Annotated in this window: 21 protein-coding genes and 1 riboswitch; of the genes, 16 read left to right on the top strand and 5 right to left on the bottom strand. The window is 47.6% G+C overall.

All coding sequences use genetic code 11. From position 1 onward, the window contains the following. The first annotated feature begins 34 nt into the window (after positions 1-34). The gene (locus tag HW560_RS02090; protein ID WP_179261805.1) at positions 35-418 is read left to right on the top strand and encodes a hypothetical protein; all 384 of its coding nucleotides are present in this window, start codon (positions 35-37) and stop codon (positions 416-418) included. Between the two features lie 176 nt (positions 419-594). On the opposite strand, the gene HW560_RS02085 is transcribed toward HW560_RS02090, so the two are convergent. Continuing rightward, on the bottom strand, positions 595-1,863 hold the full coding sequence (locus HW560_RS02085; RefSeq protein WP_179261802.1) for a BaiN/RdsA family NAD(P)/FAD-dependent oxidoreductase: 1,269 nt from the start codon (positions 1,861-1,863) through the stop codon (positions 595-597). 169 nt (positions 1,864-2,032) lie between these two features. Between HW560_RS02085 and HW560_RS02080 the strand changes: the two genes are divergently transcribed. From HW560_RS02080 to nadE, 3 genes are all read left to right on the top strand, one after another. Continuing rightward, positions 2,033-3,754 (top strand): two-component system sensor histidine kinase NtrB, encoded by a 1,722-nt coding sequence (locus HW560_RS02080; RefSeq protein WP_179261800.1) that lies wholly within the window; start codon positions 2,033-2,035, stop codon positions 3,752-3,754. Between the two features lie 168 nt (positions 3,755-3,922). Then, the gene (locus HW560_RS02075) at positions 3,923-4,357 is read left to right on the top strand and encodes a BrxA/BrxB family bacilliredoxin (protein ID WP_179261798.1); all 435 of its coding nucleotides are present in this window, start codon (positions 3,923-3,925) and stop codon (positions 4,355-4,357) included. Between the two features lie 137 nt (positions 4,358-4,494). Beyond that, positions 4,495-5,304, top strand: a complete 810-nt coding sequence (nadE, locus tag HW560_RS02070; RefSeq protein ID WP_179261796.1) for an ammonia-dependent NAD(+) synthetase — start codon at positions 4,495-4,497, stop codon at positions 5,302-5,304. Positions 5,305-5,403: 99 nt separating this feature from the next. Here the strand turns inward: nadE and HW560_RS02065 are convergent, their stop codons facing one another. Next, the gene (locus tag HW560_RS02065) at positions 5,404-6,219 is read right to left on the bottom strand and encodes an alpha/beta hydrolase family protein (RefSeq protein ID WP_179261794.1); all 816 of its coding nucleotides are present in this window, start codon (positions 6,217-6,219) and stop codon (positions 5,404-5,406) included. Between the two features lie 186 nt (positions 6,220-6,405). On the opposite strand from HW560_RS02065, the gene acpS reads away from it, so the two are divergent. After that, complete coding sequence (gene acpS, locus HW560_RS02060; protein WP_179261792.1) at positions 6,406-6,822, top strand: holo-ACP synthase; 417 nt, start codon at positions 6,406-6,408, stop codon at positions 6,820-6,822. A 58-nt stretch (positions 6,823-6,880) separates the two neighbouring features. Beyond that, positions 6,881-8,212 carry an A/G-specific adenine glycosylase gene (mutY, locus tag HW560_RS02055; RefSeq protein ID WP_090904284.1) on the top strand — a complete coding sequence of 444 codons (1,332 nt, stop codon included), beginning with the start codon at positions 6,881-6,883 and terminating at the stop codon, positions 8,210-8,212. A 117-nt stretch (positions 8,213-8,329) separates the two neighbouring features. On the opposite strand, the gene HW560_RS02050 is transcribed toward mutY, so the two are convergent. Then, complete coding sequence (locus HW560_RS02050; RefSeq protein WP_024632995.1) at positions 8,330-8,941, bottom strand: superoxide dismutase; 612 nt, start codon at positions 8,939-8,941, stop codon at positions 8,330-8,332. Between the two features lie 536 nt (positions 8,942-9,477). Between HW560_RS02050 and HW560_RS02045 the strand changes: the two genes are divergently transcribed. The 9 genes from HW560_RS02045 to HW560_RS02005 all read left to right on the top strand — a co-directional run bounded on the left by HW560_RS02045 (position 9,478) and on the right by HW560_RS02005 (position 20,509). After that, positions 9,478-9,903: a GNAT family N-acetyltransferase gene (locus HW560_RS02045; protein WP_024632996.1), complete on the top strand. Its 426-nt coding sequence runs from the start codon at positions 9,478-9,480 to the stop codon at positions 9,901-9,903. 433 nt (positions 9,904-10,336) lie between these two features. Further along, entirely contained in the window at positions 10,337-10,942 is a 606-nt protein-coding gene (gene lepB / locus HW560_RS02040) for a signal peptidase I (RefSeq protein WP_256222425.1), read from the top strand. Between the two features lie 178 nt (positions 10,943-11,120). After that, positions 11,121-12,962 (top strand): tRNA epoxyqueuosine(34) reductase QueG, encoded by a 1,842-nt coding sequence (gene queG, locus HW560_RS02035; protein WP_090904285.1) that lies wholly within the window; start codon positions 11,121-11,123, stop codon positions 12,960-12,962. Between the two features lie 15 nt (positions 12,963-12,977). Continuing rightward, positions 12,978-14,009 carry an HD-GYP domain-containing protein gene (locus HW560_RS02030; RefSeq protein ID WP_090904286.1) on the top strand — a complete coding sequence of 344 codons (1,032 nt, stop codon included), beginning with the start codon at positions 12,978-12,980 and terminating at the stop codon, positions 14,007-14,009. Positions 14,010-14,232: 223 nt separating this feature from the next. After that, positions 14,233-14,496 carry a YneF family protein gene (locus HW560_RS02025; RefSeq protein ID WP_076290490.1) on the top strand — a complete coding sequence of 88 codons (264 nt, stop codon included), beginning with the start codon at positions 14,233-14,235 and terminating at the stop codon, positions 14,494-14,496. An 88-nt stretch (positions 14,497-14,584) separates the two neighbouring features. Beyond that, complete coding sequence (gene folE / locus HW560_RS02020) at positions 14,585-15,178, top strand: GTP cyclohydrolase I FolE (protein WP_076290489.1); 594 nt, start codon at positions 14,585-14,587, stop codon at positions 15,176-15,178. 268 nt (positions 15,179-15,446) lie between these two features. Beyond that, positions 15,447-16,301, top strand: coding sequence for a lipoate--protein ligase family protein (locus HW560_RS02015; protein ID WP_090904287.1), 855 nt, complete (start codon positions 15,447-15,449; stop codon positions 16,299-16,301). A gap of 70 nt (positions 16,302-16,371) precedes the next feature. Then, entirely contained in the window at positions 16,372-16,596 is a 225-nt protein-coding gene (locus tag HW560_RS02010) for a hypothetical protein (protein ID WP_053779639.1), read from the top strand. A 271-nt stretch (positions 16,597-16,867) separates the two neighbouring features. After that, positions 16,868-20,509 (top strand): S-layer homology domain-containing protein, encoded by a 3,642-nt coding sequence (locus tag HW560_RS02005; protein ID WP_179261789.1) that lies wholly within the window; start codon positions 16,868-16,870, stop codon positions 20,507-20,509. Positions 20,510-20,644: 135 nt separating this feature from the next. On the opposite strand, the gene HW560_RS02000 is transcribed toward HW560_RS02005, so the two are convergent. Together HW560_RS02000 and HW560_RS01995 are read right to left on the bottom strand one after the other, a co-directional pair. Further along, on the bottom strand, positions 20,645-21,964 hold the full coding sequence (locus tag HW560_RS02000; RefSeq protein WP_179261787.1) for a Fe-Mn family superoxide dismutase: 1,320 nt from the start codon (positions 21,962-21,964) through the stop codon (positions 20,645-20,647). A 199-nt stretch (positions 21,965-22,163) separates the two neighbouring features. Beyond that, positions 22,164-23,192 (bottom strand): alpha/beta hydrolase, encoded by a 1,029-nt coding sequence (locus HW560_RS01995; protein WP_090904290.1) that lies wholly within the window; start codon positions 23,190-23,192, stop codon positions 22,164-22,166. Positions 23,193-23,550: 358 nt separating this feature from the next. Between HW560_RS01995 and HW560_RS01990 the strand changes: the two genes are divergently transcribed. Continuing rightward, complete coding sequence (locus tag HW560_RS01990) at positions 23,551-24,294, top strand: IclR family transcriptional regulator (RefSeq protein WP_063568040.1); 744 nt, start codon at positions 23,551-23,553, stop codon at positions 24,292-24,294. Between the two features lie 119 nt (positions 24,295-24,413). Then, a riboswitch (TPP riboswitch) is annotated at positions 24,414-24,527 on the top strand. Positions 24,528-24,753: the final 226 nt, after the last annotated feature.

Genomic DNA, 24,753 nt, shown 5'->3' with positions numbered 1-24,753 from the left:
CAGTGATAGCTACGAGGTTAAGGAGGATGAGAATATGATGGATGATAGTGAACTTCAAGTGCATTTCGCAGACAATGCAGCGCTGCTGGCGGCGCAGGCCACACTGGAGGAACTGGGGTATAAGCCATACCAGTCAGGCCCGCTTGAATTGTACATTCCTACAGATCGCCAGGATACGCAATCTGCTGTGGAGATCGTGCAGTCACACGGGGGTAGTGCGGTGTTTCTCTCCGAAACAGATGGATTGGATCAGTTTCAGAATATATCCATTCCGGCTCATCTTGTGAATGAAGATTGGAATGAAGGTTATGCGAGCGGTGGACAAGGGAGCAATCCCGAACAGGGAATGCATAACCGGGATGAAGATCCGACATTCGATGACTCAGTCGATGGTTTCTCGGGCAGTGTGAAGGCGTAAATATAACATGGGCAACGATGCTGCTTGCCTTGTTGATTACAGTGATTTTGAATTGGCATACATTTCAAAAAAACCTCGATACCCCACCGATAGCGGGATGTCGAGGTTTTTTCGTGCACTTAGTAACCTTATATGATGTGGAACCGGAATCGGTCCATGAACATCTTATGTTCAAGTTATGAGCGAGCGTTTTTATACTCTGCAGCATGCATGCCAGCCGTGTACCCCGTAGAGAAGGCAGCGGTAATATTATAGCCTCCCGTGTAGCCATGAATATCCAACACTTCTCCGCAAAAGAATAGTCCCGGTAGCAGCTTGGATTCCATTGTTTTGGGGTATATTTCCTTTAAGTGGATTCCCCCGCCAGTAACAAAGGCTTCTTTGAGAGAACGAGTTCCGTCCACGCGGAAAGTAAAATCTTTCATTAACCCCACTAATGTATTTAACATACCTTTGGGGAAATGGTGGAATGTGAGGTCTTCGCTGATCTCTGCACGCTTCATCATCAATGGAATCATACGCTCAGGAACCCACGTTTTGAGTATGTTTTTGACGGCCTTTCGGGATTCTTGCTCCAGCACCTGCTGAACTTGGGATTCCAGCGCACCGGCGGACAGATCCGGGAAAAGATCAATACTCATCGTGACCTGGGGGTTCCCGGATTTCATTTGCACCTTACGAATGAACTGGCTGCAACGAAGCGCGATCGGTCCAGATACGCCGAAATGGGTGAAAATCATATCTCCACGATGAGAGATGACTGATTTGCCTTTGGCATCTAGAACAGATAACCCAACATCGCGCAGGGACAAGCCTTGCAGTTCTTTGGATTGAATCCAGCTCTCACCAGACACAATCGGCACTTCCGTCGGATACAGCTCTGTAATCGTATGTCCAGCCGCTTCAGCCCAAGGATATCCATCCCCGGTTGATCCGGTTTGTGGGACTGATTTGCCCCCGGTAGCGATAATAACAGAGCGTGCAAGTATCGTTGTGCCGGAAGCCAGCTTCACGCCCTGCACGTGTTGACCATTCTGAATTAATTCCTTAACCGGCTGTTTGGTGCGAATCTCTACCCCAAGGGAAACAATTTTGCCTACCAACGCATCAACGACTGTTTTGGCTTTATCGGTTACCGGGAACATTCTCCCGTTATCCTCCTCTTTCAGGGCAATACCGAGATTTTCAAAAAAACGCATAATTCCCTGATTGTCCAGATTCTGAAACGAACTATATAAAAAGCGTCCATTGCCCGGAATATGCCGGATCAGTTCATCCGTCTCCTTGGCATTGGTCACATTGCAGCGACCGCCGCCAGAGATCCCGAGTTTGCGGCCGAGTTGATCTCCTTTATCCAGCAGAAGCACGGAGGCTCCATGCTCGGCAGCAGCAACACAGGCCATGAGGCCTGCAGATCCACCACCAATTACAATGACATCATACATGCGTTATTACCCTCTTTTTTCATTGATTTTGTCTGTTTTCCGAAAAAGCTGTCTACTCCTGCCTGAATATGAAACAATACAAATGTATTAGCAGTTCTATTATGCTGTCTTAAGGGATATATTGTAATATACTGTCGCCTATGTTTTAATCAGAAATACATGAGGGAATGTGCAGGCAGAGGAAGGAGATGGCATTGTGGTTGCGTTGAAGGACATTCTTTTACAAATACTGCTTGCAGGAGCTGCGGTATTCCTGATTCCATTATTGCACTTGGGGCTCTCCAGGCAAGCGGTCGTCAAGGCAGGATATCATAGGATGGTACAGACCAGTTTTGCCGCAACCAGTGTGGTGAGCATGTTACTGTGTCTGCTTTTTGCCCACTATGGGAGCCCGGTGTCAGTCTCCATCTCCTTGGGCATTGTGCCTCTGACGCTCGTCATATTGTATTGCAGGCCTCGCTTAGGCCTAATGCTGTCTCTTCTCCAGATATTCTTCTATTTTCTCTTTGCGCATCCCTATAATCTGTACGGATTTCTACTTCAAACGGGCATTCTTCTCTATCCTATTGTATGGTTGTCAGCCAAACGATTCAAGCATTATACACGTTCACGCAAAATGGGAACTGTTATCTCTCTGATAACGGCAGAGATGGTTGTGGCCAGTGTACTGTATATCGCATCCATGGAAAGCCAAACAACATTCTCCATAGTACTGTGGGTATTGTCAGCTCTGGGATATACGATCGGTGCAATTATTGCTGGAAGTCTTAGTATGCTCTGGATTGAACAGATGCAGCATCACCGGGGGCTTGAGCAACATTTGTCCGAAGTTCATCATAGATACATAGCCGAAACGGAAAAGCTTAACCAAATTCTGAATGCCGTTCCTTTATCCATAGCAACCGTAGATAAGGAAGGGACCGTGCAGTTCGTCAACGATACGATGGAGCAAACGGCGCGGGATCAACTGCCTTGCACAACCACACCGGATTTGATTGGGCAACCTGCGAGTCAGTTTGTCGAACAAGCTCAGGCAGACAAGATGGAGAGCAGTATTCGTAAAGCCATTGTTCATGGAGAAGTGAGTGGGCTGACGGTGCGTTACGGTTCAAACGTGTTCCAATCCCGGACCGTTCCAATCTACGCGTATTCAGCAGAACTGCCAAGAGAGGCTATCGGGGCCATGTTAATCATTCAGGATATTACTGAGCTTGAAATGCTGCGAAGCGAGCTCGATAATGTGGATCGTCTCAGTCTGGTCGGCCAAATGGCCGCAAGTATTACCCATGAAGTACGGAATCCGATGGCGGTTGTACGTGGGTTTCTTCAATTAATGCAGGAAAAGAGTCCGGAATCCCTGGATCACTATTATCGGATCGTTCTGGAGGAGCTTGACCGGGCAAACAGCATTATTAATGATTTTCTGTCATTGGCTCAGAATCGAATTGCGGAGAAAGAAGAATCCCAGCTGCATGATATCATCCATGAACTAAGTCCTTTGTTATGGGCGGATGCGAATTTGCGAGGTCAGAGTATTGAATTTATGCTGGATCACAATGTGCCGAAGCTGCATCTGAATTCAAAGGAAATCAAACAAGTGGTACTTAATCTGGCTCGTAACGGCATGGAAGCCATGAGTGAAAAAGGGGTACTCACACTTGAGACCCGGTTGGTGGATGACACCGTAGAGCTGTGTGTGCGAGATACAGGCCCAGGCATTCCTAGAGTGAAGCAGGAGAAGTTGTTCGAACCTTTTTTTACGACTAAGGCCAAAGGAACCGGATTGGGATTATCCATGTGTCTGAGTATCGTCGAACGACATAACGGAACCATTACCATCGAATCGGAGGAAGGCCAGGGTACAACGTTCAAGGTTGCATTTCAACGCTGAACTTTAAGCATGTTTTGCCAAGGAATGAGACATAATATTAATGGAGAAGCCTTTCCGCAGGCGGTGTTTGAACCTTGCTTTCATTGATTAGGGATGTATAATAGGAATAGCACAAAAGCATTTAATTTTTTAAATAATAGAACTTACATGTTTAAGGAGTGAAACCGAATGTCTATGTCATTTGATCAATACATGAAAGATATGGTTCAACCGATGCGGGATGATCTGACTCGTTTGGGAATTCAGGAGTTGCGTACTCCAGAAGAAGTTGAAGCAAGTTTGCCGGATGCCAAAGGTACCGCTCTGGTTGTCATTAACTCCGTCTGCGGATGTGCGGCAGGTCAATGCCGCCCAGGTGTAGCCGAAGCGTTACAGCATGATATCACACCAGACCACCTGTACACGGTATTTGCCGGTCAGGATAAGGAAGCTACAGCGAAAGCTCGTGAATACTTTGCACCGTATCCTCCATCTTCACCTTCCATCGCTCTGATGAAAGACGGAGAACTCGTTCACTTTATTGAGCGTCATCAAGTGGAAGACCGTTCTGCGGAGGAAATTGCGGCTGAGCTCACAAGTGTGTTTGACCGTTACTGCCGTTAATTAGCTCAAAGAGCGCCCCGTCTTTCGGATGACCGATGCCGGGGCGTTTCATTTTGAGCGAATAGGGTTATTGAACCATTCGGACCTTTCAAAATGGACATCAAATTTCATTAATTTAGAAACGGGGTGTGTGTACGATGAGTTTGCAACAACAGATCATCGCTGAATTGAAGGTTAAACCAAGTATTAATGAAGATGAGGAAGTGCGCAAGCGCGTTGACTTTCTAAAAACCTATGTGAAGAATGCCAATTCCAAAGGATTGCTAATCGCAATCAGTGGCGGGATTGACAGTGCTGTAGCTACGGCGCTTTGCAAAAAAGCAACGGATGAGCTTACAGCAGAAGAGAATAAGGAATACAAAACGCTGGGTGTATTCCAGCCTTACGGTGAGCAATCGGACATTGACCACAGCTATGCTGTGGCAAAAGCTTATGACCTGAAGCATGTCGTGGAAACCAACATCGAAGATGCAGTTAACGAGATCGCACTGGAAGTGGAGCAAGGTTTCAAATCCATGGGCAGCCCGCGTCATATGACTCATCAAGGCAAAGGGAACGTGAAAGCGAGAACCCGTATGGTGATGCAATATGCTCTGTCCTTTGAGGAAAACCTGCTGGTTGTCGGAACTGACCATGCCTCTGAAGCCATCACAGGCTTTTACACCAAATGGGGTGACGGCGCCGTGGATATTACACCACTGAGCAGCCTGAACAAACGTCAAGTGCGTCAGCTGGCTGCGTATTTGAACGTGCCACAGGCCATTTTGGACAAGGCTCCATCAGCAGGACTCTGGGAAGGCCAGACCGATGAAGATGAGCTGGGCATTTCGTATGAAGCGAACAGTGACTATCTGGAAGGCAAACAGATTGATCCGGCTGTGCAAGAGCGTCTTGAAGCATTTTACAAGCGTACCCATCACAAACGCAATGCCATTCCTGGCATCTAATATGGATTGCAAGCATGCCATGATTAGATATGGACAATGCAAGCATCTGAACGGCAAAGAGTCACTGCATATGGCAGCGACTCTTTTTGTTATGCAAGATTAGTTCATCCAAGTTGCGATCTGGCGAAGTGTTTCGTATATCGCCTGCTCAAGCTGCGGTGTTGATTCCTTGAATGGATGCACAGTATTAAAGGTATGATTTCCGCCGGGAATCTGATGCCACGGGATGTCCGGGCGAACCTGAACCAGTGCTGCCGAGCCGTCACGCAGCCGTTTGCCGTCTTCTGTTCCCTGAATAAGTGCCACACGCAAAGGGGAAGAAGCCAAGCGATCAATAATGGCGTAACGCTCCTTATGCGCGTCCAGGTCTTCCAGAATAGATACGTCCAGAGGCATCTGCTGGCCGGTTCGCCCGTTCGTGACATGGCTGCGGCCATGTGTACGCATTTCTTGCTTTTGCTCAGGGGTAAAGAGATCCAGATTGGTTACCCCGTTCCAGGAGAGTACGGCTGCAATCTGTTCGGGATGATCCAGTGCGTACACGAGGCTTACGCCTGCACCGCGGCTATGTCCAATTAGAACTACTGGCAGTCCGTGAAGTTCTGGCTGTGTGGACACATAATCAAGCAGTGTTGCCAAGTCGGCAAGCTCCCGGCTGTACGTATTGACTGCAAACTTTTCAAGTTCAGAAAATTGCTCCAGATCTTCTCCAACACCGTTGTGAGAGAAATTGAAGGTCAGGACGTGATAGTTCTCGCTCAGCTTCGATGCAGCATAGGGGAACATGCCCCAGTCTTTGAAGCCTTTGTAACCGTGAGCCAGGATAATGATTCCTTGAGCGGATTGCCGTGCAGTGAATATATTTCCGCGAATGACGGCATTTCCGTCAACAGGCAGTTCAAATGCTGTGGACATATCTTATTCCTCCTAAAGTTTCATCTATTCCTGATTCATATTTTAACATAAATGGTAATGTGGACGAAGGTACTCGCATCCATGCGCGCCTCCTGCTACAATAGAATACGTGTTCGGATAAGGTACCGATCAGATGACCGAATGGAGATCGTTTACAGCATAAAAGGTTAAGCGGGTGAAGCGTTGATGATATATGGCATTGGAAACGATGTACTGGAGATTGGTCGCATGCGCAAGCTGTTGTCTGGTCGCCACGCCGAAGCGTTTATGAAGCGGATTTTAACGCATGCAGAGCGGGAGATTGCGAATCAACGGGGAAAACGCATGGTAGAGTTTGTATCCGGGCGATTCGCAGCGAAGGAAGCGGTGTCCAAGGCGTTTGGCTGTGGCATTGGAAGCATGATGAGTTTTACCGACATTGAAGTGCTACCTGATGCGAAAGGGCGTCCCGTTGCCACACTTTCTGATGAAGCATGGGAACGACTGCAGCTGCCATACGGTAAACAGTATGATATTCATTTGAGTATTACGCACCAGACGGAGTTGGCTGCGGCCTTTGCTATTGTAGAGCAGATGGGGAAGACGTTGACTGGATCTGATTAATAGTACTGTGGGAGAACGTGTGAAGAACGTAAGCATGGTAACAGGAGAGGACGGGAATATGGGTTTATTGGAACAGAAACGACATTTCAGCGTGAATTTGCTGGATTGGTATATGGTCAACAGACGAGATTTGCCGTGGCGTCGCCATAACAATCCTTATTTCACGTGGGTATCGGAAATTATGCTGCAGCAGACTCGGGTGGATACGGTGATTCCGTATTTTAACCGTTTTATCGGGAATTTTCCGACTGTACAGGCTCTGGCTGAAGCACCGGAAGAAGAGGTTTTGAAAAATTGGGAGGGACTCGGATATTATTCGCGTGCCCGCAATCTTCAGGCAGCTGCCAGACAAGTCATGGAGCTGCACGGTGGGGAGATGCCGCAGGACAAGCAAGCGGTCTTTGCGTTAAAAGGGGTGGGCCCGTATACAGCCGGGGCCATTCTCAGCATTGCCTTCAACCAGCCGCAGCCAGCGGTGGATGGCAATGTGATGCGGGTTCTGTCCCGATACTTCCTCATTGATGAGGACATTATGAAGGGCAGCACCCGGGTGTTGATGGAAGAGCTCGCAGGAGAGCTCATTCCGGAAGGGCGTGCGCGTGATTTCAATCAGGCGCTGATGGAACTTGGCGCGCTGGTGTGCACGCCCAAAGCGCCGCACTGCCTGACTTGCCCGGTCATGGAGCAATGTTCCGGCCGCATCGCCGGACGGGAGCTCACCCTGCCGGTCAAGACCAAGGCGAAGCCGCCGCGCCCTGAGCAGCGGCTGGTCGCCATTGTGGAGGGCCACGGTGCTCATCGCGGCCGTGTGCTTGTGCGCCAGCGCCCAGCGACGGGCCTATTGGCCCGCATGTGGGAGCTGCCGCATGTGCTGGCGGCGCCCGCCGCAGCCGGCAAGGCGGCGGGGCCGCTGGCAGATGAGCCGGCCATGGCTTTGCTGGCCGGCAGTCTGTGGGCGGAAGGCTTCGCTGCCCGCCCGGAAGGGCTGGCTACCCATGCGGAGCATGTGTTCAGCCACATTGTCTGGAGCCTGCAGGTGTACAAGTGCACCGAGCAGGACCAGAGTAACGAGCTTCCGCTGATCGCCGCGGAAGCCAGAGCCGCCTACGATGCACAGGCGGCTGCCAAGGAAACTACTGCTCCAGCCCAAGTATCGGAGCTAGGCATCATCGATGCAGCCAACATCTCAGGCTCGCTTGATGAACAAGGCGAGCCGTTGTCAGCATTTGCTGCAAGTAAACAGGCGCATGATGTAATGAGTGGAAAAGGCGATGGGCTGACTTATCGCTGGATTGGTCCGGAAGATATGGACAAAATGGCGTTCCCTAACATTTTCCTGAAGCTTATCAGCAGTTATTTTGCAGGGGCATATGACGATGTTAGTGAGTAAGGGGCGCTTGCCATACAAATATTAAATCAACCAACGTGCAGCAAGCATAAGTATACAAAAAAAAGAGCCTGATCCGGTCGTTTGACCGAATCAGGCTCTTCTATTATGCTGGCAGTCTTATTTCGCTGCAGCGTAACGTTTGTTTACTTCATCCCAGTTGATTACATTCCAGAAAGCACCGATGTAGTCAGGGCGTTTGTTTTGATATTTCAGGTAGTAAGCGTGCTCCCATACATCCAGACCCAGAACCGGAGTCAGACCTTCGAAGAGAGGGCTGTCTTGGTTAGGAGTGCTAGTGATGGACAATTTGCCATCTTTACCAACTACGAGCCAAGCCCAACCGGAACCGAAACGAGTTGTAGCTGCTTTTGCAAAATCTTCTTTGAATTTGTCAAAGCCACCCAGTTCACTATCGATTGCTGCTGCGATGTCGCCAGTAGGAGCGCCGCCGCCGTTAGGTCCGATGATTTCCCAGAACAGGCTGTGGTTAGCATGTCCGCCACCATTGTTGCGAACCGCTGTGCGGATACCTTCAGGTACGCTGTCGAGGTTAGCAATCAGATCTTCCAAGCTTTTACCTTGCAGTTCAGGAGCGCTTTCCAGAGCTGCGTTCAGGTTCGTTACGTAAGTATTGTGATGGCGATCGTGGTGGATTTCCATCGTTTGCGCATCAATATGTGGTTCCAGTGCGTCGTTAGCGTAAGGAAGTGCTGGTAATTGAAAAGTCATAGTGAAATACCTCCTGAGATTTTTGAATTTTTGTTAAGGTCAGCATTTTGCATAATTCAATTCGAATCGCTTCCGGGACAAGTTCTAGACGAATAGGATCACTTCGATCTATATCTTGCTGAGTGAAAGTCGCTCACAGGATTTATGCAAATTGCCCAGGTACCTATGTAATAATACCCTTGTCACTAATATTAAACCGCATTCGGGCTAATTAAGCAACATTTTTGTTTATTAAGTCCCCCAGACGTTAATCCATTCATGGGTCAGAGATAACAAACATATTTTACCCATTATGAAACTATTTATGTGATTTCAGGCGTTTAAAGAGAGGAAAAGTTTAATATTCTTATGTAAACGGTTACAATTAAGCGCTTTCAAAAGAAAATGCGTGTTTTATGGCGTAAAGTATGGTTTAATTGACGAAGAAGCGGTATTTTCTCGTTTTTTGTCATTATATGAACATTGGGTTTTTGGTAAAAAGGGGAGCCCCTTTTTGTAAAACCTCATCTAAGCTAACGAAAAGGGAGATTTAAGACATGCACGTTCGTTCCTTTCAGTTGAGTGATGCAAGCCAGATGACAGAGCTTCTCCAGGTTGCACTATCGGAAGAGTGTTATGAGAACACGATGGGCCCGTTTGCCCGTCAATTGTCATGGGATTCTGACCTGATCATGGTTGCGGAAGAAGAGGGAGACCTCGTCGGCGCTTTGATCGGTACGATTGACCACAACCAGGGATGCATCTATCGTATTGCGGTCCATCCAGACTATCGTCGCCGCGGAGTCGGCAAAAAACTTGTCGAGGCCATGGAACAAAGGTTCCAGCAGCGTAAAGTCAGTCAAATATGGGTGGCGGGTGATGAGCACAACAAAGTAGCCATGCCTCTTTATGAAGCAATGGGTTACGGTGCCAATCAGATTATGAGCGCTTTCCAGAAACTCAGTATCTTGTCCAAAGCTTAGTTTGCATGGTTAAAAAAGAAATATAACAGATTTTCATTTCATATTAGGCGTATCTTTCAGCGTGTAACAACGTGAGGGATATGCCTTTCTATTTATATGAGTGCTATTCACCGATTATTCCCCTTTTTTCGCCACTTCTGAACGCCATTTCATTTAAATTAATCCCTGGTTTAACTGTTTTAATCTCGTTGTTATTCACCCTTCAAGGAGTGTTGGTGCTCATAACCAATTGTTTCACCCTTGCAAATGAAGTAGAATTAAAAGGATTATGATCACTCGATTTTGGTAATATCAGAACATATAAACACGGATAGACACGAAGCGTCAGCTTCCTGATATTTTTAAGAAAAACGTTCACTATATGCGATCTGTGTTCCTTGAAAGTATGCCGATCGACGTTTTTTATTACAAAATGGATAAACGAGGTGTCTCTTTGAACTCCAACAATCTTTCAACGGAGCATGTAGCCTCCAAGGAACGAAACAGTCCGGGAGTGCCTGATCAACCGGGGAAATCCTGGGGTGCAGAGCTTTGGGACTGGGTGAAAACGATAGTGATTGCTTTTGTAATCATGATGCTGTTGAACCTGTTTGTATTCAATCTTTCGATGGTCAAAGGTCAATCGATGCAGCCCACGCTGGTTGAGAAGGACCGTTTGTTCGTGAATAAAATTGTATATGATTTTGGGACACCGTCCCGATCAGATGTTATTGTGCTTCGTGATCCAAGCGAAGGTGTGGAGAAAAAAGATTTTCTGGTCAAACGGATTGTCGGACTTCCAGGAGACACAGTTGAAGTACGGGACCATCATTTATTCGTGAATGGGGAGCAGCAAGCGGAAACGTACACGGATACGGAGGTTCAGGACCCTGATTTTGGACCGATTACGCTGGAAGCGGATCATTACTTTGTGATGGGAGATAACCGTCATGAAGGCAAGAGCAAGGACAGCCGTGTGTTTGGCAGCATTACATCCAGTGAAATTGTAGGCAGGGCGGAGTTTATTTTTTGGCCGTTCTCGGAAATTAAAAAATTGTAAAATGTTAGCAGGACAAGGACAACAACTTCACGCTGCATTTTGCGTTAAACGATATAGACTCGGTTTCTTTGTAGCTCCGGTATGTCCGACTTGTATATCGAAATCAGCGCCTGTCCTCCCACCTGAGGCGGGCGTTCACTATTTACGGAATTAGCGTGGAAGAAGAGAGGGAATAGATATGACGAGTGTACAGACCGGAGCAGCAAAGGCAGCAGCTGTATGGGAGAAGTTAAAACAAGAGATTAAGGCAGCTGCTCCCGAGATGGGTATTGATGATATAGGATTTGCTTCAGCAGAGCCATTCGTGACCTTGAAATCCATTCTGGAGCAACATCGGGCGAAAGGATTCGAGTCCGGATTTGAGGAGCCTGATATTGAGAAAAGGGTGCGTCCTGCATTGAAAGATGGCGAGCCTGCTTCGCTCATTGCGATTGCCGTGGCCTATCCCTCGAAGATGGTCAATCCGCCGAAGTCGGAGCCTGGTGCATACCGTGGTATTCTGGCTCGTTCAGCCTGGGGGCAGGATTATCACCAAGTCCTGCGTGCAGCGATGGACAAGCTGGTTCATTTTATACGTGAGCGCGTACCTGAGGCCATGATCGAAAGTATGGTAGACACGGGGGCGTTGGTGGACCGTGCTGTTTCCCAGCGTGCGGGGATTGGATTCAGTGCTAAGAACTGTGCCATTATATCGCCCAAATTCGGTTCATGGATCTTTCTCGGCGAACTGGTCACGAATATTCCATTTCAGCCAGATAACCCGGTGACCGAGGATTGTGGTGAATGTACGAAGTGTATTGATGCCTGTCCAACTGGAGCACTGGTCGGGCCGGGACAACTGAATGCACAGCGCTGCATTTCGTTTGTGACCCAGACAAAAGGCTTCGTGGATGAAGAGTTTATGCTGAAAATTGGCAACCGTCTGTACGGTTGTGATACCTGTCAGATTGTCTGTCCGAAGAATCGGGGTAAAAACTGGGATCACCATCCCGAGTTTCATCCCGATCCGGAGATTGTAAAACCTTTGCTGATACCGCTGCTTGACATCGGTAACCGTGAATTCAAAGAGCGCTTCGGCCAAAGTTCCGCCGCTTGGCGGGGCAAGAAGCCAATCCAGCGCAACGCCGTGATTGCCCTCGGCAATTTCAAAGACAAAACCGCTGTACCGAAACTAACGGAGGTACTGAAGCGTGATCCGCGTCCCGAGCTGCGGGGAACTGCAGCTTGGGCGCTGAGCAGAATTGGAGGAGAAGACGCAATGAGAGCCATTGGGGAAGCTGCCGCTAACGAACAAGATGGGAACGTGCTAAGCATGCTGCAGAAGGCCAAGGAACGACTGAGTTCGTCCGCGACCTTACCCGATAAGCCTCAGGCAGAGCTAAAGAGCAACAATAAGCCTGAGGATCAGAAGGAACAGAATAAGACACCCGAACAGGAAAACGGGCAGACGACAGAGCCTGTCAAACCGGAAGCAGCAGCATGGAAACCATCAGCCGTAACAGGCCTGCATGGAACGCCGGTATATTACGATGAGGTACTGACACCGATCGGTACACTAACGCTCTGTGCCACGGATAAGGGCCTTTGTCACATTGATTTTGGTGCATTCCATGTGCGCGAGGCGCATCTGCAACAATGGGCCCGTACATGGATTGGCGAATATCGATATGAGAAAAATGAAGAGAAGCTGAGTGAAGCTGCACAACAGTTGAAGCAGTATTTTGCAGGAGAAAGAAAAGCGTTTGAACTGAAGCTTGATTTGTTTGGAACACCATTCCAGCTACAAGTATGGCAAGTCCTGTCCGATATATCTTATGGAGAGGCCTCAACACACCAACAGGTTGCGGAAATTATCGGCAGGCCCAAAGCTGTTCGAGCAGTTCTGGATGCGATTAGTAAAAATCCGCTTCCGATTATTATTCCCTGTCACCGCATCAGCGGTAAAGACGGAACCCTGGTGGGTTATGTAGGCGGGCTGCAAACCAAAGAGCAATTGCTCACATTGGAGCAGCAATCGTAAGAGCGGGGGACGTTCATGAAGTATGTTAACGTGGAGAGCGTGGAGGCGGGGGAGCTTCTGGGCAAAACCATATATTCCGGCAACGGCACGGTATTGCTGTCTGCCGGAGTTCAGCTCACCGTATTTATGGTCAATACGCTGAAGCGTATTGGCGTGACCATGCTGTACATCCAGGATGAAGCGTATAAAGATGTGGATACAGAAGACATTCTGGATGAAGCCACGAAAAAGGCAGTAATTAATGAAATGAGTGTTACACTCGATTCTATCCGTTCCGGGAAAGACTGGAGCCCGAAGAAGGTCGCCATCAGCATCGATAAATTGTTGAACGATGTTCTGAACGGGCGAGAACTACTTGTTCAGCTCACAGATATTCGGACCAAAGATAATGCACAGTATGTTCACGCCATGAATGTATGTTTGCTGTCTTCTGTCATTGGTCTGAATCTGGGGCTTAACTATGTTCAGCTCAAGGATCTGGCCGTCGGAGCACTATTGCATGACATCGGAAAGGTTGGGGAGCCACCTGGCAGTGGTTCAGCAGCAAACTCTTCCCTGCATCACACGTGGAAAGGGTTCGAGTTGATCAAGTCCAAACGGGAGTTTAATCTGCTTGTGGCACATACGGCTCTGCAGCATCATGAGCATGTGGATGGTACGGGACTGCCGAGGGGTATCCAGGGAAAAGACATTCATCTTTTCGCTAAAATCGTTAGTGCAGCTAACACGTATGATAATCTGATCAACGGCCTTTCGGGTAGAAGGTTGCTGCCACATGAAGCCTGTGAAGAGATGATGGCGATGTCTGGCACGAAGCTGGATCGTGACATTCTTATCGAATTCAACCGGAGTGTGTCCGTGTATCCGAACGGAACAGCAGTTCGGTTGTCTACCAAAGAGACCGGAGTCATTGTACGTCAGCACCGGGGTTTGCCCGGCAGGCCAGTCATTCGGGTGGCGCGGGGCAGTACACGTTATGATCTGGATGTGATTGAAGTGGATCTGGCTCAGCATACAACCGTTTTCATAGAGGCGGTACTGATGTAACTTATACGGATGCTCCTGGGAGATTTACTGAATGTTTTCGATCTGTTTTCTGGATGTTAAATTCAGCGTATAGCTGGAAAATCCGTTTGCTCAAGGCGTGCGGAAATGCTATGATAGCTTTCAGGAAATCCGGTGCGTGTCATGTTTGCATCGTGAACGTATAACATCATGTGCTGACACGGATCATCAGGCTTTTTAGATTGTATACAGAGGTGTCTAAGAGATGGAAATAGCAATACCGATTATTACATTGATTGTTGGTCTGGTCGGAGGATTTTTCATTGGGGTATACTACTTGCGGAAACAGCTTGAGAAAATGCAAAGCGATCCCGACATGCTCCAGAAGATGGCGAAGCAAATGGGTTATAACCTGAACGGCAAGCAAATGCAGCGCGCCCAGCAGATGATGAAGAACCAGCAGCCTGGCGCGAAGATGCCTCAGCCGCAACAACATCCTGCGCGTAAAAACTCGGGCCGCCGAAAATAATAGCTGTGAGCGAGCATTTTGCTTAATGCTGAAGTTGCTGAAGTGAATAGCTGCTTACAGCATGTGGTTCGAAAGGAGGCGTTCGGCAGTGGCTGGCGTTAAAGATTATTTGAATTCAAAAGTATCCGACAATCGGGAGAAGATCGAGTATCACATTGAGCAGATCTTGCAATTGATTGGTGAGGATAGTACGCGGGAAGGGCTGTTAGAAACGCCTGCACGCGTAACCCGGATGTATGAAGAGATTTTTGGCGGGTATGAAGTGGACCCGCGCGATGTGCTTGGTGTGACGTTTGACGAGAATCATGAAGAACTGGTCATTGTGAAGGACATTGTCTATTACAGCCAATGTGAACACCATATGGCGCCTTTCTTCGGTAAGGTGCACATTGGATATGTACCGAGTGGCAAGATTGTGGGATTGAGCAAAATGGCCCGTCTGGTGGAGGCAGTTACCCGCCGCCTGCAGGTTCAAGAGCGAATTACCTCACAGATTGCCGATATTCTGACTGAGGCAGTAGAGCCGAACGGTGTCATGGTCGTCGTGGAAGGCGAGCACTTGTGCATGTGTTCCCGCGGCGTGAAGAAGCCGGGCAGCAAGACGGTAACGTCTGCTGTGCGTGGTTCCTTCCGTGACAATCCGGCACAACGTGCCGAGTTCCTGTCGCTGGTAAAAGATTAAGTTCGGGCTCATTCCATTCGTTGGACAAGCCAGAAGCATTCAATCTTTCGTACAATTATGGTTATTTCCATTAAATTCGGCAAATTGCCGGATCTGAAATGGCAGAATAGATGCTTGTGCCAATGGAAGCATTCATAAATAAGCCGTGTTCCTTGGGGAACCGGCTTATTTATATATTACTTTTGCATTCACACAAGGGGATACATAAGGATCACGCAATTACTCAATTAAAATTCATCCAGATTAGTTTATTCGGAGGCTATCTTATATGAATGTACCGTCCAATTCAGATCAACCCGGATCGCCGGGAGCAAAGCAGCAGATGCAGCCGGATCATTCCTTGCGGCTACAGATTTGGGAGACACCGCTGCTGCGGCGCGGGAGCAGTGTGCTTGAAGCATTTGCTTGGGAAGAAGTCATGTGCCGCCGGGTGGGAGAAGGTCAGCTGCCCGTTGCTCATATTTGGCGGCATCCAGATGCCTTTGTAGCGGGGCTGCGGGATCGGAGGCTGCCTCAGGCAGTTGAAGCGATGGAACGCATTAGAAGCCAGGGAACGGCGGTCTGCGTTCGTCCATCGGGTGGTGCAGCAGTTCCCCTGAATCCAGGGGTGGTTAACGTGTCTTTAATTTTGCCGAACCCGGGACGTGCCATCAATATTCATGATGATTTCAGGGAGATGGCCTCACTGATCGCTGAGTCGCTAACACCATGGTCGAATCAGGCACGCACGGGGGAGATCGAAGGCGCCTTCTGTCCTGGCGATTATGATGTCAGTGTGGGTGGACTGAAATTTTGTGGGATCGCCCAGCGCAGACAGGCCAAGGCTTATATCATTACGGCCTTTATCATCGTGGAAGGACAAGGGGACCAATTGGCAGCCGACGTGCGTAAGTTTTATCAGGATGCAGCAGATGGAGCCAGCGAAGGGTACCCGGATGTTCGGCCCGGAACGATGGCGAGTTTGCAGGAACTGGCAGGTGTCCCTTCTGCCGCGGCGTATACAGCCTCGCTGGTACGTACACTGCGTCAGCGCTTTCCCCAAGCGGAGACGAGCCGTGTGTTGACTGTGGAACGGGAAACCGTCATACGGACGGCTGAGCAGATGAAACTGCGTTACGATTAGGTTCACAAGCTTGGACTTGGAATTGGTTAATAGAGATGATATGATGTGATTTCGGAAGGAGAGTGTCTACATGGAAACTTTAAGATATACGTACTTATATGAGGTCATTTCAACAGGCGAAAAGTCTGAATTCAGCCAAATGGCTACAAGCAAGGAAGAAGCAGCTGCCCTAATCGTTGCGCGTATCGCTGATCTTGAATTTACAGGTGAAGAAGATATCAAGCTGGGCGATCTGATCGCCATTAGCAAACAGGTTGGCGACAACTATGTTGCCTGTGAGGGTTGCGCTTCCTAAGGTAAACGCTCTGCATAGTGGGCCTCAAATGATAAGCAAGTCTCTAGTATAGAGACTTGCTTTTTTGTATCTGTATTTGATTTATTCGATTCAGGCGTGCCTCGCTGAACAATAATTGCACGGGAAGAAATATGTTCATTTGAAAGTGGTTTTGCGAAAATGCGAGAAAAGGCATATTTTCACGAAAAATGCCGATAAATGTTCAGAATCGGTTCAGAGCTTATAGGTATAATCTTCCTACAACAACGGAAAGAGAAGGGAAGATTCGAACATGCGAAAAAAGGATCACCAGAAGCGCTCCAGGCTCCTGAGACGAATAGGGATTGTGATATTAACATTCTTTATGGTCTTCGGAATGCTGCCAGTTGTATTTCAACAAGGTGTCGTACAGGCCAAGAGTTGCTATGATCTGACGGAAAAAGATTCTGATGATGTTGAATGGAAGCTCATTAGTACGCCTGAAGAGCTCTATTGTGTAAGAGAAGACTTAAACGGTAATTACAAGCTGAAGAATGATATTTCTGAAGCAGCCATGAGCACGTTTTTGAATGGAGGATCTTGGACTCCAATTGCTGACATAATAGAAGATGAGCTTATGCCTTTTACAGGCAGGTTCGATGGGAATGGTTATTCAATATCCGGTTTGAAAACGACGGATGAGAATCAGAACGATGTGGGTCTGTTCTCTGTATTACAAGGTGCTGAGGTTAAAAATCTTATATTAAACGATGTTTCTATAAAAGGAAATGTGATCGTAGGCGGACTTGCCGGACGGAGCATAGAGTCGCGTATTGAAGGCATCCAAATCAGTGGAAATATACAAGGGAATATGAGAGTAGGCGGTATTTCAGGTTTATCGGACGAAAGTGAGTATATAAATAACAGCACTAATGTCGAGGTGATTGCATTAGGTGAGGATGGCGACTCACTCGGGGGACTTGTTGGAGAAAGTAATAAGAGCACAATCATTGCAAATGCTGCTGAGGGTATAGTGAGTGGTTATGAGGCTGTAGGTGGACTGATCGGAGAGTCGAATGATAATTTCATTCGTCAGAGCTACGCTTCAGGACAGGTGACGGGTAACTACCAGGTAGGCGGTTTGATTGGCCAACTTAATTATGAACTTAGCCACACTATTGCGGATAACTATGTGGTTGGTTCAGTGAGTTCACATGCTACAGGGAATAATGATTTTTCTGCTGAAGCCATTGGCGGACTGATTGGTGAAGTGAAAAAATATGATGAATCAGCCTCCGCAAAAATAGATATTCAAAATAATTATGTAGCTGCGTCTATGGATATCACTGTTCCTGATAATTCATCATCACCCATTGATAATCAGACCATAGGGTCAGTCATTGGTAATCTGAATGATCCAGAGAATCAAGTTATCTTTACTAATAACTACTATGATTTAGCCAAGAGTAGTACGAACCAGCAGAATGGTTCTAATTATGCAATGGGTCTTACTACTGAGCAGATGAAACAACAATCTAATTTCAATGGATGGGATTTCGATGGAGTTTGGACAACTCGTAACAGGATCAATGATGGGTACCCGATCTTGCGTTCATCCAAGCTTATGACTGCGCCGACTCCACCACTGCCTGATCGGACAATAGATTATTTGTATCCATATCCTACAAGCGGAACAATTACTCAGTCCACATCTAAAGTTATAGTGAAGCTTAATGAAGCTGGTAGATTTTATTTTGACAATCAAGTGTTTGATGAAGAAATTGAGGGGCAGTCGAATGAAGATACTAAATTACATGCCCTAGCTAATCTATCTTATGTTGATCTAGAAGCTAATGAAGTAAGATCGTTCTTGTTTACAGGACTGGAAGAGAACACTTTGTACCGAATGTTCCTGGCGGTAGAAGATACGAATGGTCAGCTCTGGGACATGGGAGGTCGGGGATATGAAACACTTGCAAACTCAACGCCTCTTCCACAAAACGTAGTGGCTACACCTGGTGATGGTCAGGCTGCCATTGAATGGACTACAGAGCCAGAATTAGAATATCGCGTGTATATGTACCAAGGTACGGAGGCACCAAAGGATCCGGATCTGTGGACAAATGTGACGGACAGTTACATCGATGGACATATCGGTGGGCTGACGAATGGTGAATCTTATGTGTTTGCAGTTAGATCATATGCTTCCGATGAAGAAAATTCAGATTATGTTGCATCTAACGTGGTGATCCCGCAAGAGGAGAATAATAATGGTGGTGGATCTAATCCAAATCCAGACCCAGACCCGAACTTTCCTGTACCACAGCATGTAGTGGCAACAAAAGGTGAGAAAAAGGTTGTGTTAACTTGGGATCCAATCTTGAACGGATTAGCTTCGGTCTATATGTACGAAGGTTCATCAGCACCAGTAGACCCTTCACAATGGGTACTTGTTACTTCTAATATTTTGAATAGCAGTTGGGAAATTAATGATCTTAGAGAAGGCGAAAAATATATTTTCGCTGTTAGAGCTGTATATGAAGATGGCGTATCCGAATATGGAATTTCTAATTCAGTGAAGATTAACATAACTCCATCCAATCCAGAAACGCCAGGTAATGGGGGAGGTGGGGGAGTTATTACTCCAACTCCTGTAACGCCAACAACTCCACAAGCTCCACAGAAAGAAGTAATCAAAGTGGATGTGGCGAATGGGGATCAAGCTTCAACGATCGCTTCCTTGAAGATTAATCGTACTCGAGGAACAGATGGTACGGTTAAGGATGAACTTCTTCTTGATCAGAGCAAAACGCAAACCATTATCGACCAGTTGAAACAGACAGGCTCCCATACAGCGGTTGTCTTGATTCCAGACGCAAAAGATGAAGTATCACAGTGGGATCTGAAGCTCTCTCCACAATCGTCAGTAATGCTGGCTGAGCAAGGAGTGAATCTGGTTATTTCCAATCCTAATGTAAAGATTATCATTCCGGCGAGTTCCTTGAACGGACGCACAGATGATATTTATTTCCGTCTTGTACCGGTGAAGAAGGAATCCCAACGTTTAGAGATCCAAACGAGAGCACAGGCGAATGAGTCGATCATCCAATCTGTAGGTACAACGGATATCCAGATCATTGGACGTCCAATGATGATCGAAACGAATCTTCAGAGCAGACCTGTTACGCTCATATTGCCTTTAGATGCTAATCAGGTTGCAGGTGTGAAGTCTGAGGAGCTAGGTGTATATATTGAGCATAGTGATGGAACGAAGGAGCTTGTACACGGCAAACGGGTTACCCTAAACGGTGATAATCAGCAAGGCGTCGAGATTGAAGTAAACAAATTCAGTACATTCTCCATTGTTAGGGTCAAAGACTGGACAGACAACACACTGAAAGCACAACCTTATATTCAGGGGTACACGGATGGAAGTTTCCGACCAGAGCGTAATGTAACTCGTGCGGAAATGGCAACATTAATCACGCGTATTCTGGGAACATCTACTCTTGAGGGAAGTCATGAATTTACAGATGTTACATCCAGCCACTGGGCACAGGCATCTATATCAGCAGCAGCCCAATCCGGTTCTGTTCAAGGCTATACAGATGGCAGCTTTAAGCCGGATCAAGCGATTACCCGCGCAGAAATGGCTGTCGTGTTACAGCCGTTATTAACATCTGCTCAGATGACTACTGCGCCGACAGCATTTACCGATATGAACGAGCATTGGGCGCAACAAGCAGTAGAACAATTAAGTTCGGCGGGAGTAGTTACCGGATACAAGGATGGAATGTTCCGTCCAAGTCAGCCGATAACCCGCGCTGAAGCTGTTACAATGCTGAATAAGCTGATCGGTCTTCAAGCTGAAACGAATGCGTCAGGACATTGGTCGGATGTACCTGCCACACATTGGGCTTATGAAGCGATTGAGGCAGCTTCTATCCGCAAGTAAATAGTTGTATTCAAACTCAAAGAGATATCTTTCAGTCATTCGGCTGGAGATATCTCTTTTTTTACATCAACATATAGCACCATGGATTCAATGCGCTCCAGAGTACGCCCCGATGCTATGCTTAGCCCGAGAATTCTAATAAGGCGGCCATAACAGCTTGCGCGCAGTTTCATAACGTTCCGCCACAGCTGGCCAGTACACAACCTTCCACCAGTCCTCGATATATTTTTTGCGTTCATTCTGGTGTTTCAGATAGTAGGCATGTTCCCATACATCAAGCGGCAGGAGAGGCACGATGTCGGACTGAGATAAGTTCTGATGTTTCTCCGCCTGCAAAATTTCCAATCTATGCGCCCGCGGGCTCCAGACCAGCATGGCCCAGCCGCTGCCCTCCACTTTGTTGGCGGCTTCAGTGAATTGATTCTTGAACGCTTCATAGCTGCCAAAATCCCGCTTGATTTGCTCTGCGAGCATACCGGAAGGCTTGCCTCCGCCTTTGGGGTTCATGATCGTCCAGAAGATCGTATGCAGGTAATGGCCTGCACCATTAAATGCGAGTTCGCGTTCCCAATGTTTGACGAGTTCAAAATTATTCTTTTTCCGCGATTCTGCCAGCTTTTTCTCCGCGGTGTTCAGTCCGTCTACGTAGGATTGATGGTGTTTGTCATGGTGTATGCGCATCGTCATCTCGTCAATATATGGTTCCAGCGCATTGTAGGCGTAGGGTAGGGGTGGCAGTGTGTGTCCACCAATAGGTACAGGTTTCTCTTTGACCGGCACTGCTGTAGAGTTGGTTGTGCCCTCTGTACTTGCATTGGGGGACGGTACAGCCGCCGAAGATTGTGTCTGTACCGCTGGAGTAGGGTTGTTGGCTTTTCCCGCAGCATTGGATGATTCTTCTACAGCTTCACGATAGGGCTGTTCAGACATGGGCATTGAAGTCACTACGTTGGCATCAGCCGGTTGTCCCGAGGTTTGAAGAATATCATTCAGTGAAAACGATGAATCAGACTCCAAATCCCGCAAAGCTCCAGATTGTTTCAGCGTTTCAAGTACCCCCAGGAAATACTCGGATTCGCGAATGAAATGCAGAATAACCACTTTGGCAATTGGCACTTGCTGAACAGCAGTACTTTGCTCCAGCAGGACGTACAGCTGTCTAATGAACTCACGCGATTGTGTGCAGGTCTCAGCCACGAGCTGTTCAATACAGCGGATGATGTAAGGAGCAGGTGGCTGGGTTCCCGGCAGTATTTGCTTCAACAGCTGATTCGCGACTCGTTCGCTATTCTCAAAGATCGCTTCCCATTCCGCAAGCCATTTGACATAAAAGGGTTCAAGATCAGGAACCAAGGCGCGAATGACAATCGTATGTTCCTTCTCTTGCTCTTTCCAGAAACGGACTTCTTCGAGTACCCTCAGAGGCAGCAGATGCCCATATCCATACCAATTCATATGCGGTAAACCTCCGTTCAAGTGAATTGAAATTCAGATCCAGCAGCAGAAATTAAATTTGATTCTCCCGTTCGTTCAATTTGGCAATGTACAAGCTAGAGCTGTCTTTAATTACGTCCCAAAAGTATATTCTCCAGGTACCTTGTCCTATGTGTACACAAAAAAAGAGCCCCATAGGGGCTCTTGAATTACCGGGTTTTCACGATTCTCCGGTATTGGTATTGTCCACATCATCGCTGCTCGTCTTGGTCACATGACTCAGGAATGTGGAGACACGGCGCAGATATTCCTTCGGATGCTCCCGGAAGATCAGCTCATGATGCGCACCGTCCACAATCCATTCATCGGAATTCGGATTGGTCTGGTTGCCGGCAAGCAGTTCCGCAATCGGGTAAGGAGCTTTCTCATCCTCGGTACCATGGATAAAGAAAATCGGGAAAGGATAATCTTCTTTTTTCACTTCTTGATACGGAATCTGCTGCAATCCAGTCCCGTTCAGAATCGGGAACAGCAGGTTCATAATTTCCAGCGTAGGCTGACGCGGAAGATCAATCTGATTATGGATGTTGTGATACAGCGTATCCGGCTCAAGCAGGAATGTGCTGTCCAGAATCATGGCATCCACATCTTTGGTAATAAGCCCAGTCTGCAGAGCTGTACCTGCACCCATGGAGAAACCCCATACAACAAGCTCCTGAGCTCCGCGCTGCTTCGCAAACTGGATTGCACCAAGCAGCTGCTGGGACTCGGCTTTGCCGCCTGTGGCGACAGCTTTGTTGACCTGTGAAGCGAAACCGTAATCGAACATTACCACATTGAAGCCGAGTTGGTGTGCATAATGGGCCAGGTCATACATCGGTACCCAGGTCTCTTCACGATTCGCACCATATCCATGGCTGAATATGATGGTTTTGTTTGCATTATCATCAGCCGGAATATACCAACCCTGCATCGTTCGACTGCCGTCTGCCGCAGGGAATGTGATGTCTTGATACTTCATGTTCTTGGCCTGCATGGGATTGGAGAATACAGGCGCTACAGTTGGATTGGATAATACCCAAGCAATATAACCGTGCAGTGCGATGAAACAAAAGAGCAGAAAAAATACAACGGAGAGCAACAACGCCACGACAATATGTTTGAACCGGATCAGCCTCGGTGATAACGAAGAAGGCAGATCTGACACTTTCGTTTGCAGCGGGGCTTCGCTCTGGGATGTCGGATACATGATTGCCCCTCCTTTAAAAATCAAATGAAGATAACAACGAGACGAACAGAGCGGATAAATGATTTTTCTGACTACTTTTGAAGCAAAATCTTAATTTAATATATCTTTATCGTATGTTCCAATATAGTCAAAGTCAATTGATTGGAGGCATTTGTTACGCAATTGTTATATAGTTCTGAAGATATCTGGTTAACATTTCCTTAGGGTGCAAATAGCAGGGGATTTTAATTTATAAAAAGAAAATATTTACAATTATTCCTATTCCAAATGGCTCTTTTTGGTTTACAGATGAGACCGTTTCTCATATAATTTATGTAACCAAGTTTCATGTGATGAAACATGAGGAGGGCAACTTGCCATGGAAGACCGAAAGTTAACCGTCCGGGCTGTAGAACGGGCGCTGGATATATTATTGTGTTTTACAACCCGCAGTGATCTGGGACTCACGGAAATTGCCAGCCAGATCGGTCTGCACAAAAGTACAGTCCATCGTCTGATGGCTACTTTGGAGGACAAAGGGTTCGTGATCCGGGATGCAGCCACCGAGAAGTATCGACTCGGCATACGCATCTGGGAACTGTCTGCCCATATGTCTCGCAGCGATGATCCGGCCATTTTGCTCCTTCCTGCGATGGAGCGGCTCAGAGATCGACTGGGCGAAACCGTGAGTTTATATCTGCGTGATGGCAGTGAGCGGATTCGAATTCAAGCTGTACAGAGTGATCAGGCGATTCGCCGTGTAGCTCCGGTGGGCGTCAGACTTCCGCTATCCGTGGGAGCCTCCAGTAAAGTGCTGATGGCTTTTGCCACCGAAGAGGACCGCGAAGATCTGATGAATGGACCGGAATGGCCCGTATTTATCGATCCCAAAGTATATTTGGCACAGATGAAAGACATTCTGGAATATGGCTATGCAACAAGTTATGAGGAACGTGAACCGGGAGCAGCCGCTGTATCTGTACCCATCATGGATCGGAAAGGCAACATCGCTGCTGCTCTGTCGGTATCCGGGCCTGTTAGTCGCCTTTCGCAGGAGACGCTGCATGAATACGCACCTGTGCTGAAGGAAGCTGCTACACAGATGGGACTGATGTTATCCTGATTTTATGTTCTGGAATTTAAAGGTTGTTTTTATGATCCGGTTGCGCTACTCTGTAATGGACGGCCCAACAGGGTCAGCATAATTGAATATGAATCTGCGGCTGAGATGCTGCAACTTGTTAACGTTACTGGGGGAGTCCGAATTGTCCGGACTGAGACGGAATCGCATGAGATTCCGGACCCTTTGCACCTGATCTGGATCATACCAGCGTAGGGAAGTAATCGGCGATACGACCACGAACACCATATAATGTAACCTATGGATGGACTCCGTTATGGAGCCTGAATGAGTTGCGTTATTGGTGATGGACATAAGCCGGTTCCCTTGGGAACCGGCTTTTTTTATACAGTAAACAGGCGGAAGCCGTTGTCAGAGCTGCTTTTGGATAAAGAGCTGGGAGCTATTGGCGAAGCGGTGGTATGGATTTTTTTTCCTCGACTGTCTGTATTACTTGAACTG

It is taken from the genome of Paenibacillus sp. E222, from assembly GCF_013401555.1.
Lineage (GTDB): Bacteria > Bacillota > Bacilli > Paenibacillales > Paenibacillaceae > Paenibacillus.
Note: the sequence above shows the minus strand (reverse complement) of the source record. Positions and strands in the feature narration are given on the sequence as shown.